Origin of the sequence: Paenibacillus sp. FSL E2-0178 (genome assembly GCF_038593005.1) — a bacterium.
Classification (GTDB): Bacteria; Bacillota; Bacilli; order Paenibacillales; family Paenibacillaceae; genus Paenibacillus_AQ; species Paenibacillus_AQ phytohabitans.
Genome location: NZ_CP151953.1, coordinates 25,663 through 39,951, shown reverse-complemented (window position 1 = coordinate 39,951; position 14,289 = coordinate 25,663). Strand labels below are relative to the sequence as shown.

At 50.3% G+C, this 14,289-nt stretch carries 14 protein-coding genes; 3 read left to right on the top strand and 11 right to left on the bottom strand.

Annotated features, from left to right (window positions below):
• Positions 1-176: 176 nt before the first annotated feature.
• The 6 genes from MHI42_RS00220 to pdhA form a co-directional block, all read right to left on the bottom strand.
• A complete protein-coding gene (locus MHI42_RS00220; protein WP_342422303.1) occupies positions 177-668 on the bottom strand; it encodes a dihydrofolate reductase in 492 nt (163 codons plus the stop codon).
• Between the two features lie 49 nt (positions 669-717).
• Positions 718-1,512, bottom strand: a complete 795-nt coding sequence (thyA, locus tag MHI42_RS00215; protein ID WP_039299138.1) for a thymidylate synthase — start codon at positions 1,510-1,512, stop codon at positions 718-720.
• Between the two features lie 206 nt (positions 1,513-1,718).
• Complete coding sequence (gene lpdA / locus MHI42_RS00210) at positions 1,719-3,131, bottom strand: dihydrolipoyl dehydrogenase (RefSeq protein ID WP_039299144.1); 1,413 nt, start codon at positions 3,129-3,131, stop codon at positions 1,719-1,721.
• Positions 3,132-3,134: 3 nt separating this feature from the next.
• Positions 3,135-4,787: a 2-oxo acid dehydrogenase subunit E2 gene (locus MHI42_RS00205; RefSeq protein WP_342422302.1), complete on the bottom strand. Its 1,653-nt coding sequence runs from the start codon at positions 4,785-4,787 to the stop codon at positions 3,135-3,137.
• 108 nt (positions 4,788-4,895) lie between these two features.
• Complete coding sequence (locus tag MHI42_RS00200; RefSeq protein WP_042137842.1) at positions 4,896-5,873, bottom strand: alpha-ketoacid dehydrogenase subunit beta; 978 nt, start codon at positions 5,871-5,873, stop codon at positions 4,896-4,898.
• 15 nt (positions 5,874-5,888) lie between these two features.
• On the bottom strand, positions 5,889-6,956 hold the full coding sequence (gene pdhA, locus MHI42_RS00195; protein ID WP_039299153.1) for a pyruvate dehydrogenase (acetyl-transferring) E1 component subunit alpha: 1,068 nt from the start codon (positions 6,954-6,956) through the stop codon (positions 5,889-5,891).
• A gap of 265 nt (positions 6,957-7,221) precedes the next feature.
• On the opposite strand from pdhA, the gene MHI42_RS00190 reads away from it, so the two are divergent.
• Positions 7,222-7,953 carry an alpha/beta hydrolase-fold protein gene (locus MHI42_RS00190; protein ID WP_042137844.1) on the top strand — a complete coding sequence of 244 codons (732 nt, stop codon included), beginning with the start codon at positions 7,222-7,224 and terminating at the stop codon, positions 7,951-7,953.
• Between the two features lie 135 nt (positions 7,954-8,088).
• Here the strand turns inward: MHI42_RS00190 and MHI42_RS00185 are convergent, their stop codons facing one another.
• A complete protein-coding gene (locus MHI42_RS00185; RefSeq protein ID WP_342424870.1) occupies positions 8,089-8,562 on the bottom strand; it encodes a low molecular weight protein-tyrosine-phosphatase in 474 nt (157 codons plus the stop codon).
• A 168-nt stretch (positions 8,563-8,730) separates the two neighbouring features.
• Between MHI42_RS00185 and MHI42_RS00180 the strand changes: the two genes are divergently transcribed.
• Positions 8,731-9,372 (top strand): thiamine diphosphokinase, encoded by a 642-nt coding sequence (locus MHI42_RS00180; protein ID WP_342422301.1) that lies wholly within the window; start codon positions 8,731-8,733, stop codon positions 9,370-9,372.
• 281 nt (positions 9,373-9,653) lie between these two features.
• On the top strand, positions 9,654-10,193 hold the full coding sequence (locus MHI42_RS00175) for a C40 family peptidase (protein WP_171715943.1): 540 nt from the start codon (positions 9,654-9,656) through the stop codon (positions 10,191-10,193).
• A 110-nt stretch (positions 10,194-10,303) separates the two neighbouring features.
• On the opposite strand, the gene MHI42_RS00170 is transcribed toward MHI42_RS00175, so the two are convergent.
• The 4 genes from MHI42_RS00170 to MHI42_RS00155 all read right to left on the bottom strand — a co-directional run bounded on the left by MHI42_RS00170 (position 10,304) and on the right by MHI42_RS00155 (position 14,251).
• Positions 10,304-11,062: a response regulator transcription factor gene (locus MHI42_RS00170; RefSeq protein ID WP_342422300.1), complete on the bottom strand. Its 759-nt coding sequence runs from the start codon at positions 11,060-11,062 to the stop codon at positions 10,304-10,306.
• Between the two features lie 129 nt (positions 11,063-11,191).
• The gene (locus tag MHI42_RS00165; protein ID WP_342422299.1) at positions 11,192-11,494 is read right to left on the bottom strand and encodes a Dabb family protein; all 303 of its coding nucleotides are present in this window, start codon (positions 11,492-11,494) and stop codon (positions 11,192-11,194) included.
• Positions 11,495-11,509: 15 nt separating this feature from the next.
• Complete coding sequence (locus MHI42_RS00160) at positions 11,510-12,580, bottom strand: ThiF family adenylyltransferase (protein ID WP_342422298.1); 1,071 nt, start codon at positions 12,578-12,580, stop codon at positions 11,510-11,512.
• Positions 12,581-12,694: 114 nt separating this feature from the next.
• Positions 12,695-14,251 (bottom strand): ABC-F family ATP-binding cassette domain-containing protein, encoded by a 1,557-nt coding sequence (locus tag MHI42_RS00155; RefSeq protein ID WP_039299166.1) that lies wholly within the window; start codon positions 14,249-14,251, stop codon positions 12,695-12,697.
• Positions 14,252-14,289 lie beyond the last annotated feature (38 nt).

Sequence of the window (14,289 nt, the reverse complement as noted above, 5' to 3'; positions counted from 1 at the left end):
CGGCAGAAATATATCTAATGCAGCGTAGGTGATGAACCTGCATATTTTATACTACCTAGTGAAATATCATTTCTAATTTTAATTATAGTAGCATTCAATACTTTCACACTGTAATGGACTAATCTGCTGATTATTTGTACTATTTCACATCTTGTGTCAGAGAAAACGCTTTTTCGTTACTCCCTGTGTTCATATACAAAAAAACGGTAATCATAAGGATTCTGTTCATTGCGAATCCCCTGTGTACTTGAGATTTCGTTCCAGTGGCTCCAGTTGACGTCCGGAAACTTCGTATCGCCCGCAATATCCGCGTAAATCCGCGTGACCAGCAGCTTATCTGCATGAGGCAGCATCAGGCTGTAGATCTCAGTTCCGCCGATCACCATCAGCTCATCCTCTTTACGGCCTTCTGCCAGGGCTTCTTCCAAAGAGTGTATAACCTCCGCACCTTCCGGCGCAAAGCTGTGGTCCCGGGTCAGAATAAGGCTGGTGCGGCCTTTAAGCGGCTTCCCGCCGAGAGAGTCCCATGTTTTACGGCCCATCAGCATTCTTTTTCCGAGAGTCTCTGCTTTGAAATAAGCGAAATCCAGCGGCAAATGCCAGGGCATATCGTTATTCTTACCAATCACACCATTCGAAGCCATCGCCCAAATCATGGTGATACTCATATTCATGCCCTCTTTTCCATGAAATCATAGATTAGGTTTCCGGACAGGGTTATATAGCAACCGGCGCTTTGATCCCCGGATGATGGACATAGTCGGTAAACTCGAAATCCTCAAACGTATAATCAAAAATACTGTCAGGCACCCGGCGGATATTCAGCTTCGGCAATGCGTAAGGCTCCCGCGCGAGCTGTGTGGCCACTTGCTCCATATGATTTGTATATATGTGCACATCGCCGCCTGACCAGATAAATTCGCCGACCTCAAGCCCCGTCTGCTGGGCCACCATATGGGTGAGCAGCGCGTAGCTGGCAATGTTAAAAGGAAGCCCCAGGAACGTGTCCACAGAACGCATGGTAAGCATACAGGAGAGCTTCCCGCCCGCTACATAGAACTGAAACACAAAATGGCATGGCGGTAGCTTCATCTGCTCAATCTCGCCTACATTCCAGGCACTGACGATATGACGGCGCGAATCCGGATTATGCTTAATCGACTCAATAACATTCGCAATCTGATCGATATGACGTCCGTCCTTGCTCTCCCAGGCCCGCCACTGCGAACCGTATACCGGTCCCAACTCACCGTTCTCATCCGCCCATTCATCCCAGATGGAGACTCCATTCTCCTTCAGATAAGAAGTATTGGTATCCCCTTTGAGGAACCAGAGCAGCTCATGCACCACCGATTTCAGATGGATGCGTTTGGTGGTCATCAGCGGAAATCCCTTCGACAGATCGAAGCGGAGCTGACGCCCGAATACAGACAAAGTGCCTGTGCCGGTCCGGTCGCCTTTGGCTGTACCGTTGTCCAGTATATCCTGCAATAAATCCAAGTAATTACGCAAGCAGTATCGCACCCCACTCTCTTTTTTTCTTATACCAGTTTACCATGAGCTGACCGTCCTTGTAACTTACTAAACTGTAGAAAAAACGCAAAATCCGACTCCGTTCACACAAGATCTGCCCTATCCAAAAAAAGGATGTTCCCTAACCATTCAACATGGCTTTGGAAACATCCTCTTATGATCTTACCCGTGCAGGCGTAAGGGTATTATTTAATCACGTGAATCGGGTGTCCTTCTACCAGCTCAGCCGCTTCCATGACGATTTCGCCTAGGGTTGGATGCGCGTGGATCGTCAGGGCGATATCTTCGAGCGTAGCGCCCATTTCAATGGCCAGACCCAGCTCAGCGATCAGGTTGGAAGCTTCGATACCGACGATTTGCGCGCCGAGCACCTGATTATTGTCGCTCTTAGCCACAATCTTGATGAAGCCTTCCGGAGCATTCAGGGAAACGGCACGGCCGTTGCCTGCGAACGGGAATTTGCCGCTCTTCACAGCATAGCCCTTGTCCTTCGCTTCTTTCTCAGTCAGACCTACGCTGGAGCATTCAGGATCTGTGAACACTACTGCAGGCATAACTTTGTAGTCAACAACCGATTTGTGACCGGAGATGGCTTCAGCAGCAATTTTACCTTCGTAAGAAGCCTTATGTGCCAGAGCAAGACCGGGAACGATGTCGCCGATGGCAAAGATGTTAGGAATATTAGTGCGTCCCTGGTGGTCGACTTTGACCAGACCGCGTTCGTCCAGCTCAACACCGATCAGATCCAGACCCAGTTCACCGTCAGTGTTAGGACGACGTCCTACAGTTACCAGCAGGTAATCGGCAGTCACTTCTTTGGACTCGCCGCCCACGGAGTACTTCACGGTTACTTCCTTGTCGTTCTGAACAGCACTTTCAGCTTTGGCGTTAGTCACAATTTCAATACCGGTCTTCGCCATGTTCTTGGCAACCAGACGGGTCATGTCTTTGTCAAAGCCAGGCAGAACAGTGTCCAGACCTTCAATGATTGTTACTTTGGTGCCGAATTTGGAATACATCTGGCCAAGCTCTGCTCCGATATAGCCGCCGCCGATAACAATCATGCTCTTCGGAATTTCCGGCAGATCAAGCGCTTCAGTCGAGGACAGAATACGTCCGCCGAACGGGAAAGGCTTCAGTTCAATCGGACGGGAGCCCGTTGCGATGATGCAGTTATTGAATTTGTAGCGCGGGGATTCATGATCATTGAACAAACGGGCTTCGTTTGTGCTGATGAACATAGCTTCACCGCTGAATACTTCAATTTTGTTGCCTTTCATCAGGCTGGTTACCCCTGAAGTCATTCTTTTGACAACGCCGTTTTTGAACTCCTGGGTTTTGGCCCAGTCCACTTTGACGTTCTCGGCAGTAACACCGAATACTTCGCCGTGCTGAGCAGCCTCGAATTGATGAGCTGCCGAGATCAGCGCCTTGGAAGGAATACAGCCGCGGTTCAAGCACACGCCGCCGAGTTCCGATTTATCTACAATGATTACCTTTTGGCCGAGCTGGGCGGCACGGATTGCCGCCACATACCCGCCGGGACCTGCACCAATTACCAATGTGTCGATTTCGATTGAAGCGTCTCCGACTACCATTTATTACACCTCCATAACTAACATATCAGGATTTGCAAGCAGGGTCTTAATGTAATTCATGAAGTTCTGAGCGGTTGCACCATCGATAATACGGTGGTCAAAGCTCAGGGACAGGGCCATAACCGGAGCAGCGACGATTTCGCCATTCTTAACAACCGGCTTCTCAGTGATGCGTCCTGTACCCAGAATCGCAACTTCAGGGAAGTTGATAATTGGGGTGAAGAACATACCGCCTGCGGAACCGATGTTGCTGATCGAGATGGTGCTGCCTTTCATTTCATTCGGAGCCAGTTTGCCGTCGCGTCCGCGGACTGCCAGATCTGTAATCGCGCTTGCGATCATCCAGATGCTCTTGCGGTCAGCGTCTTTGATTACAGGAACGATCAGACCGTTGTCTGTATCTGTAGCGATACCGATGTTGTAGTATTTCTTGTAGACAATTTCGTTCGTTGCTTCATCAATCATAGCGTTAAGCGCAGGGAATTGACGGGAAGCTGCAACGAGTGCCTTCACGATGAACGGAAGGTAAGTTACCTTCACGCCTTTCTTCTCCGCTACAGGCTTCATGCGGGCGCGGAAGGCTACAAGCTCAGTAACATCCACTTCGTCCATAATGGTAACATGCGGAGCTGTGTATGCCGATTTAACCATAGCATTGGCAATGGCTTTACGGATACCCTTGAATGGTACGCGTTCTTCTTCAAGGTTTGCATTGCCGGAAGCTGCCGGTGCAGCTGCTGCCTTAGCTTTTGGAGCTTCTGTTGCTGCTGCAGGTGCAGATGCCGCCGCCGGAGCCGATGCCGCAGGTGCTGCTGATCCGCCCTTCAGGAAGGATTCCACATCTTCAAGTGTGATCTTGCCGTTCTTGCCGGAGCCATTTACCTGAGAGATGTCAACACTCTTGTCACGGGCAAATTTGCGTACGCTTGGGGTTGCCAGCACTTCACGGTTAGGAGCCGGAGCTGCTGCCGCTGCTGCCGGAGCCTGGGAAGGAGCTGCTGCCTGCGCACCAGACGCTTCTGCATGGCCGCCTTCCTGCTGAGGAACATCACCTTCTGCAGCAATGATGGCCACTACTTCGCCTACACGGCATACTTGACCGTCTTTGGTGAACACTTCTACCACTGTACCGTTGACAGGAGAAGGAACTTCAACTACAGCCTTATCATTCTGAACTTCCATAATGATATCATCATCGGTGATTTTGTCGCCGACCTTGATATGCATCTTGATGATTTCCCCTTCATGCAGGCCTTCGCCGAGTTCAGGGAACTTATATTCAAAGTTGCTGGTTCCGCCTGTTGCAGGGCTGCTGGCTGCCGGAGATGATGTTGTATCTGCTCCGCCCTTAGCTGCATCTGCTTCCTGGGAAGCCTGTTCTGCAGGATGGCCGCCTTCCTGTTCAGGAACTTCGCCTTCTGCATCAATAATTGCCACAACTTCACCTACACGGCATACCTGGCCGTCTTTGGTAAAGACTTCAAGCACTGTGCCGTTAACCGGACAAGGAACCTCTACTACTGCCTTGTCATTCTGAACTTCCATTACGATATCGTCATCGGTTACTTTGTCGCCGGCTTTGATATGCATTTTGATAATTTCGCCTTCATGCAGACCTTCGCCCAGCTCAGGGAACCGGTACTCAAATTTTGCCACCTTGATAACCTCCTAAAAGTTATGTTTGCATACGCTTAGTTTGTAAGCAGTACAATGTATTGCAGAAACGGGTGCCGCCCTTTTGCAAGGACGGCAAGGTCATTTCTCTTAGAATTCCATTACTTTCTTGACTGCCGCAATGACACGCGCCGGTGTAGGAATCCAGGAATCCTCGATTTGTGCGAACGGGAAGATTGTATCAGGGCCAGCTACACGAAGCACAGGAGCTTCAAGATGCAGCAGAGCTTTTTCATTAATTTGAGCAATCACTTCTGCAGCTACGCCGGAGCTCTTTTGTGCTTCTTGGACTACAATGGCACGGTTGGTCTTCTTAATAGAAGCAACAATCGTATCGATATCAATCGGGCTAACCGTACGCAAGTCGATAATTTCGGCTTTGATGCCGTCTTTTTCGAGCTGATCGGCCGCTTTGGTAGCAGTATGTACCATCAGGCCGTAAGTGATGATTGAGACATCAGTTCCTTCGCGTACTACATTAGCTTTACCCAATTCAACGGTGTATTCACCTTCAGGCACTTCTGCACGGAAAGCATGGTACAGGTTCAAGTGCTCCATGAAGAATACAGGGTCATTGTCGCGGATCGAAGCGATCAGCAGTCCCTTGGCATCGTATGGATTGGAAGGAATAACAACCTTGATACCCGGGCTCTGGGCAATCAGGCCTTCCAGGGAATCGGTATGAAGTTCGGCTGCTTTTACGCCGCCGCCGAATGGAGTGCGGAAGACTACAGGAGCATTATATCTGCCCCCGGAACGCCAGCGCAGGCGGGCAGCCTGAATGACGATTTGATCAAGTGCTTCGAAGATGAAGCCTACGAACTGGATTTCGGCAATCGGGCGGAAACCCTGTACGCCGAGACCGAAAGCCAAACCTCCGATTGCGGATTCAGCCAGCGGAGTATCGAAGACACGCTCCTCGCCAAATTCCTTTTGCAGCCCTTCCGTTACACGGAACACGCCGCCTACATTACCAACATCCTCTCCGAAGATAAGAACATTGGGGTCACGAGTCAGTTCAACGCGCATTGCGTCACGAATTGCTTCTTTCATATTCATCTGTGCCATTGCCTGATATCCCCCTTATTCAAAATCGGCTTTTTGTTCTTCAAGATGTTTCGGAGTTACCTCGAACATGCTGTCGATCAAGCCGGGAATGGTCATTTTTTCGGTCTGTTCTGCTTTTTTAATCTGCTCGTTCACAGTTGCTTTCGCTTCTTCTCTTACGCGCAGAGTGTCTTCTTCGGTCCAAAGGCCTTTTTTCTCCAGGTACTTGGCAAGACGGGCAATCGGATCTTTCTCATTCCATTGTCCTTCTTCTTCCTTGGAGCGGTATTTACTGGCGTCATCGGACAGGGAATGTGGACGGAAACGGTAAGTTACGGCTTCAATCAATGTCGCGCCTTCGCCTTTACGGGCACGTTCAGCAGCCTGCTGAACAGCGGAGATTACCGCGAACACGTCCATACCATCGATCTTGATTCCCGGAATACCTGCTGCAACCGCTTTGTGGGCGATCGATTTAGCTGCCGTCTGCTTCGCGAACGGAGTTGTAATCGCATAGCCGTTGTTCTGAACAAAGAAGATGACAGGAAGTTTGAAGACACCTGCATAGTTGAGGCCTTCATAGAAGTCACCTTCGGATGAACCGCCGTCACCTGTATAAGTAATAGCTACATTAGCTTGTTTCTTCAATTTGAAGCCCATTGCAATACCGGTAGCATGCAGGATCTGTGCCCCGATAATGATCTGCGGCATAAGTACATTTACGCCTTCAGGAATCTGTCCGCCGTGTTGATGTCCGCGGGAATACAGGAAAGCCTGATATAATGGAAGTCCATGCCATACCAGCTGTGGAATATCGCGGTAGCCCGGGCAGACGAAATCTTCCTTCTGCAAAGCGAACTCGCTGCCGATCATCGTAGCTTCCTGACCGGATACCGGTGCATAGAAGCCGAGACGGCCTTGACGGCCCAGGTTGACGGCACGGTCATCCCAAGTACGGGTAAATACCATACGGTACATAATTTCTTTCAGTTGGTCATCCGTAAGATCAGGCATCATTTCCTTGTTGATAACTTCTCCATCCGGGGAAAGTACCGAAAGGGCTTCAACGTCCTCTGTATACACTTCATAAGGAACTCTAGTCATTATCTTCACCTCAATAAAAAAATTTGAATATCAGTGGTCTCTGTTATAGAATTATTATACACCTGTTGTAGCTGTTTCGTCAAAGAAATACGCATAAAATTTATGTTTCCATAAATTTTGTATGTATAACAGGCTTTGGAATATCCTATAACAGATAGAAGGATATTATTCAAGTAAATGATATATCCCACATTTGCCGCTTGGGTAATTTTAACGTAACACTTAGTCTAATGCAAAATCCGACACGAAAGGTGACGATTGGACAATGAGCGAACCTGTTTTTCTGAAACGTACAATAGTGAAACAAACACTGTGGAGCGAGCACCTGCAGGAGGAACGCAAGCTGCGCATTTATCTTCCTCCCGGTTATAACGAAGTCCTCAGTTATCCGGTGGTCTACTGCCAGGACGGGGAAGAATTCTTCAACTTCGGCCGGATCGCCACGCTTGCCGGGCAGCTGATTCTGGAGCAGGATGTGGATCCCTTCATTATAGTGGGTGTTGAAGTGAACGTAGCTGTCCGCACCGAAGAGTACGCTCCATTTGGCAGCCGCTTCAAGCAGTACCTTGCATGCTTCGCCGAAGAGATTATTCCCTTCATTGAACATAATTATCCTGTACGGCGTACGCCGGAAGAACGAATCATCGCCGGCGATTCCCTGGGCGGCAGTGTCTCCCTGCATCTTGCCCTGGCTTATCCGGCCTTATTCAACCGTGTGCTCAGCCTCTCCGGCGCCTATTACCCCGAAACCCGGCAGCAGCTGGAACAGGAAGATGATCTCTCGTGGCTTCAGATCAATATGGTCGTCGGTCTGCAGGAGCGAGACTACAAGACTGATACCGGAATCTACGATTTCGTAGAAATGAACAGGGAAACCAAAGCGATGCTGGAGTCAAGGGGAGCCACCGTATCCTACCGTGAGAAAGACGGCCGCCATCTCTGGGGATTCTGGCAAAAAGAGCTACCGGAATCATTACTCTATTTCTTCAACCGCTGAAACAGCTTTTAAGGCCTAAAAAGTGAACATCTTCCGAACTTATGTATGTTGTGCAGGTGAGTGCGCTTTCAGTACAGGGCGGGCATACGGTGCCCGTCCTTAAATGTAAGGACGGCAACCGGCCTAGCTGCGGATCTATGCCTGCTCCAGCTTCTCGGTAATAATACGTTCCAGCAGCACTTCACAGCCGGCATTCACCAGATCATATACCTGTTCGAAATTTCCGGTAAAATACGGGTCCGGCACTTCACGAAGCTCCTCGTTCGGCAGCAGATCCATGAAGAACAACAGCTCCGACTTCTCGCCTCCGGGAATTTTGCGAACATTGTCCCCATTGGACTTGTCCATGCAGATTATATATTGAAATTTCTCAAAATCTTCGCCGCTCACCAGCCGGGCTGTCATGTGCTCATAGCTGATTCCATGCAGATCCAGAATCCCTCTTGTTCCCTCATGCGGCATCTTGCCGATATGCCAGTCTCCGGTTCCGGCTGAATCTACAGTGATTTGACTGGACAAATGCCGCTGCTCTATTTTGTGGCGCAGAACTGCTTCAGCCATCGGAGAACGGCAAATATTGCCCAGACATACGAATAACACGTTTACGATCTCTCTCACCTCCCGTGACCATTTATGCCTTCCAATCCGCAGATAATTCCTGCAGCGAAATGCATCTGTCTTCATTTTAGCGTTATGGCAGCAATTGTACAACTTTTCAAACTGCATTATACTGTTCAGGGTGACTAACTTAATAGCCACAACAAGGAGGGGATCATATTGCCATCTGGGCGTGTTGTCATATATGCAGGCGGTGAGCTATCACCGGATGGTTTGCACCTATTAGATGAAGAAGATTTTATTATCGGAGCGGACCGGGGGGCTCTTTTCCTGATTGATCACGGATACACACCTGATATTGCCGTCGGAGATTTCGATTCCGTTTCCCCCGAAGCGCTGCTGCTGATCCAGGCGGGAAGCAAGGAAACCATTAGCTGCGATCCGGTCAACAAGGACCTGACGGACAGTGAAATGGCGCTGGATCTTGCCCTGAATACACAGCCTGAGTCCATTCTCCTTATGGGTGTAACCGGAACCCGTATGGACCATACACTGGCCAGTATCCAGATGATGACCCGGGCACTGCAGCGTCAGGTCGCCTGTTCTATCATGGATGCGAATAACTATATTACGCTGACCGGCTCGCATGCTGTAGTCGAGGAACGCGGGTATACCTATGTCTCTCTACTGCCTTTGACACCGGAGGTTACGGGAATCACGCTGCAGGGTTTTCAATATCCGCTGGAGAATGCCACCCTTAAGCTAGGCCAGTCTCTGGCCGTAAGTAATGTGCTAACAGCCGCTAGCGGAACGGTTGCCATTGAGAGCGGACTCCTGCTAATTATCCAGAGTAAGGACTAATTACATAGGTTTTTAGAGACATCACTGTAACCTTTGTTTCAAAAATGTAAAGCCGGGAATCTCCTTACACAGTAAGGGTTTCCCGGCTTTTTTATACAACTGCGTAGGCTAAATATTAATATTTTGTAACTTTTAATGAGATTTTAATAAAACGCTTACAACGTAGACCCAGCCTGCATTTGAAGCCTCTGCTCCATAATTTAGGAAATAGATAACCTGCTATACTACGAATCAGAGAAAGAAACTAGAAAGATAAACACAAACCTGGGAGGTATTACTACATGAATAAGCAACAATGGTTTAAGCAAGCAATTGCTATTGGAATGTGCACAACAATCGGGCTCGGCACCCTAATGGCTACCGGAGCAGGCACAGCCCCTGCTGCTGCCGCATCCGTATCCTCTTCCGCTGTCACAGCAGAATCCGTATCCGCATCTTCAACCGGCTCAAGTATTGTCAGCTTCGGCAAAAAATATCTGGGTACGCGCTACCAGTTCGGTGCATCCACTTCTACTACAAGATACTTTGACTGCTCTTCATTTACTCAATATATTTTCAAGAAATATGGCGTTAACCTGCCGCGTACTTCCGTAGCCCAATCCAAAGTCGGATCATCCGTGAGCAAGGCCAATCTGCGTGTCGGCGATTTGGTGTTCTTCTCCAGCGGAAGCCGGGCAACAGGCAAGAATGTAACGCATGTAGCAGTCTATGCAGGCAACGGCAAGATTCTCCACACCTACGGTTCACCTGGAGTAACGATTTCAGATCTGAATTCGGGCAACTGGAAAAAAACCTACCTGAAAGCACGCCGCGTACTGTAGACGCATCTGATCAGCTCTCTCTTATTAAATATTAAACGTGCTTCATTCACGATTTGTTGCAAGTCCATAGCACGGTTCTCAAAAAAGCCGGAGAGTCAGTTAAGTATTCCCTAACCTGTGACACCGCTCTCCGGCGCCCGCAGTACATATCCGGTTCCGCGTACCGTATGTATCAGTTTATTCCGGTGGCCCTTGTCTATCTTCATACGGATATGCCGGATGTAGACATCCACCACATTAGTGTCAGCGTGAAAATGATACCCCCATACCTGCTGTAAAATCTCGTCTCTTGGACAAATTTCACCCAAATTAACGGCAAGATAGTACAGCAGGTCGAATTCCTTGGGGGTCATCTTCAGCTCTATTCCGTCCCGGCTGACCTGCCGGCGGCTGGGATCGAGCAATAAGCCATCCACCTTAAGCAGCGAAGCCGCTCCTCTGCGGCGTCCGGTAAGCTTCAATAGATTGAGCACCCTGCATTTGAACTCACCGGTATGTACAGGCCCCGCCATATATTCATTGCCCCCTGCATCAAAAGCTGATACAGCTGCCGGACCACGCGCCTTTTCATCCCCTCCGGATATCACCATTACCGGCAGAACCATCCCCCCTTCCCGCATTTCTGACACTACCCTCCAGCCTGACCAGCCTGCGGGTTCACCCAGCTCTGCGAGCAGCAGCACTGGTTCTTGACCAGACAGCAGCAAGCGAAGATTCTCTACATCTCCGCTTGTTGCTGTCTTCATACCCAGCTCACGGATTGCGGCATCAAGCTCCGCACGACCCTCTTCCCGTTTCTTGCGTTCCGCCTCAGATTCCCGCACCTCCGGCGCCGGACCGGGCGCATACCAGGCAATGATTTCATTCACAATGAAGTCCCCCACCTTCCACCTTTGCACCGGCTGTACCGGCGCAGATGAAGCTTAGAGTTCCCGTAAAGCAAAGAGACCATTCCCTGGAATGGTCTCTTTGCTTTACTTTGCTTAGGCTACGGACGATTAATTCACGAAGTCAATCTCCTGGAAATCGGCTACCTCTACCTCCCAGCGTTTGGCAACAAATGCCTGATGCTCGGGATGGCTATTATAGGCATCATAAGCCGCCTGGTCTTCGAACTCCATCGAGAAGCCATACTTGAAGTCACATTTCACACTGACCTGGCGCAGCACCTCGAAATTCTTCACTACCGGAATGGCGCTGAGGATCTCCGCTCCGTCCCGCAGGAAGGCAGCAGTCTCCGCAGAGTCCGGGGCATGCTTCAATGTAAAAATAGCCATATGCCTGATTGTTCCGTTCTTCATCCTATCCCTCCTTCGTTATCCGAAATACCGGTGATAGAAGCTGCGTGCCGCAGCAATATCACTGGTTCCATGAATCAATGCCCTCCCGTCGGCAAACACAACCATACGGTAAGGCTCCTCTGTAAAGGAGACCAGATACGGATTGCTCTCTACCTTGCCGCTATTCAGCCTGGAGAGGCGGGCGGCAGTCTCCTGCAGATTGAGGCTCCGGCGCTGCGCCGGGCGGATCTGCACCGTATCCCGGCCGCAGAGCACATCACTGCGTTCTGTGTTAGCTGCCGACAGATACGGATAGACCGGATGTTCACCGCAGGATGGACAGTCTACCTTTTTCGCCGCCTTGACGCCAATCTCCTGCTGCTCGCTCTGCCAGATATCGAATGTCAGCAGCTTGCCGCGCAGCTTCTCTTTGTAACCGCCGAGCAGCTTCAGCGCCTCAGCCGTTCCATTCGCCGTAACCATCTGCACAGCTTGCGGCAGAATGCCGGCCGTATCACAGGTATCCCCGCCCAGCGGGATAGTACCCAGCAGACAATTCAGACAGGGCGTTTCACCCGGCAGGATGGTGTATGTAATTCCGTAGCTTCCGACACAGGCGCCATAGATCCAGGGAATGCCGTGTTTTTGCGCCAGGTCATTCATGATCAGCCGGGTGTCGAAGTTATCCGTCCCGTCCATAATCAGATCCACCCCCGGAACCAGGCTCTCCATCTCCTCTGCACGCACATCCAGCACATGGGCTTCAAGCACGATTTCCGAGTTAATCTCCATGAGTCTGGATTTGGCCGCAGCCGCTTTGGGCATCCGCAGACGGGCATCCTCTTCCGTATACAGCTGCTGACGCTGCAGATTGCTCCACTCTACATAATCACGGTCCACAAGGATGAGCCGGCCTACCCCGCAGCGCGCCAAAGTCTCGGCAATCCCTGTACCCAGTGCGCCCATTCCTACTATCAGCACACTTGAACGCGCCAGTCCCTGCTGACCCGCAGCCCCGAACGGAGTAAAGCGGACCTGTCTTGAATACCTTCCGTCCCGTCCCGCCGCTGATGCCGGAGCCAGTTTGTCATTGTCATTAGGACCCATTCCTGAACAGCCCCCTTTATCCAATAGAAAATGTTTATTCCATTTATCACTCTATATTATGAAAATCCGGGAAACAGCGCCTTGCAGCGCTCCTCCCCGGACGTTGTAATTCATCTATACAGTCTGAGCAGACCACTGCTCCACATTCCATACCTTCGTTACCCAGTCCTCGTAGAATTCCGGTTCATGGGAGACAAGCAGAATCGTCCCTTTGTATTCCTGCAGCGCCCGTTTGAGCTCTGCCTTGGCAACAATATCAAGGTGATTCGTAGGCTCATCGAACAGAATCCAGTTGCTCTCACGCATCAGCAGCTTACACAGACGTACTTTGGCCTGCTCGCCACCACTCAGCATGCTAAGCGGACGGGTAATATGTTCATTCTTCAGCCCGCAGCGTGCCAGATGGCCACGTACTTCATTCTGGGTGAGACTTGAGAATTCATTCCATACATCTTCAATCGGGGTAATATTCTCCGCCTTCATTTCCTGCTGGAAATACGCTGAACTCAGGTAATCCCCCAGATAGGTTTTGCCGCTGTAGGTCGGGATTACGCCTAGAATCGTTTTGAGCAGCGTGGATTTGCCGACACCATTGTACCCGACAATAGCAATCTTCTCTCCGCGTTCAATCATCATATTCAGCTTGCTTGGCAGCAGCGGACGATCATAACCAATCTCGAAGTCAACGCCTTCGAACACGGTCTTCCCGCTGGCCCGGCTCTCTTTGAACTGGAAGGTCGGCTTCATCGCCTCTTCCGGACGGTCAATCCGTTCCAGACGCCCAAGCTGCTTCTCACGGCTCTTGGCCCGGCCCGATGTGGAAGCCCGCGCTTTATTGCGCTGGATGAAGTCTTCCTGCTTTTTGATGAAATCCTGCTGCTTCTCATAGGCATCAATGTGCTGGGCCTTGTTCATACCCGCCATTTCCAGGAACTTCTCGTAGTTGGCCGTATAGCGGGTCAGCTTCGAGAACTCCAGATGATAGATCACATCCACGATTTTATTCATAAATTCCGTATCATGGGAGATCAGCATGAAGGCATACGGATAATTTTTCAGATAATTGGTCAGCCAGTCAATATGCTCCACATCGAGATAGTTGGTAGGCTCATCGAGCAGCAGCACATTCGGTTTCTCCAGCAGCAGCTTCGCCAGCAGAACCTTGGTCCGCTGCCCCCCGCTCAGGCTGGTTACGTCCCGGTCCAGACCGATTGCCGACAGGCCGAGGCCGCCCGCCATATCCTCCACCTTCACATCAATCATATAAAAATCGCCGATGTCCAGCTGTTCCTGAATCGTGCCCATCTGATCCAGCAGCAATTCCAGCTCTTCGGGAGTGGCGTCGCCCATTTTATCAGTGATGGCCAGCATTTCAGCCTCCAGCTCCAGCAGCGGCAGGAAGGCATCTTTAAGCACATCGCGTACCGTTTTGCCCGCCGTAAGCTGGGTGTGCTGATCAAGATAGCCGTAACGGACACGCGGAGTCCACTCTAATTTGCCGCTGTCCTTCAACAATTTACCGGTCAAAATATTCATCAGCGTCGACTTGCCCACGCCGTTAGCTCCAACAATTCCTACATGCTCTCCATCCAGCAGGCGGAAAGATACATCCTTGAACAATACCCGGTCCCCAAAGTTGTGGGAAACGTCTTCTACAGTAAGTAAACTCATAAATTCTCCGCAAGCTCCTGTCTATATTATAAATATTA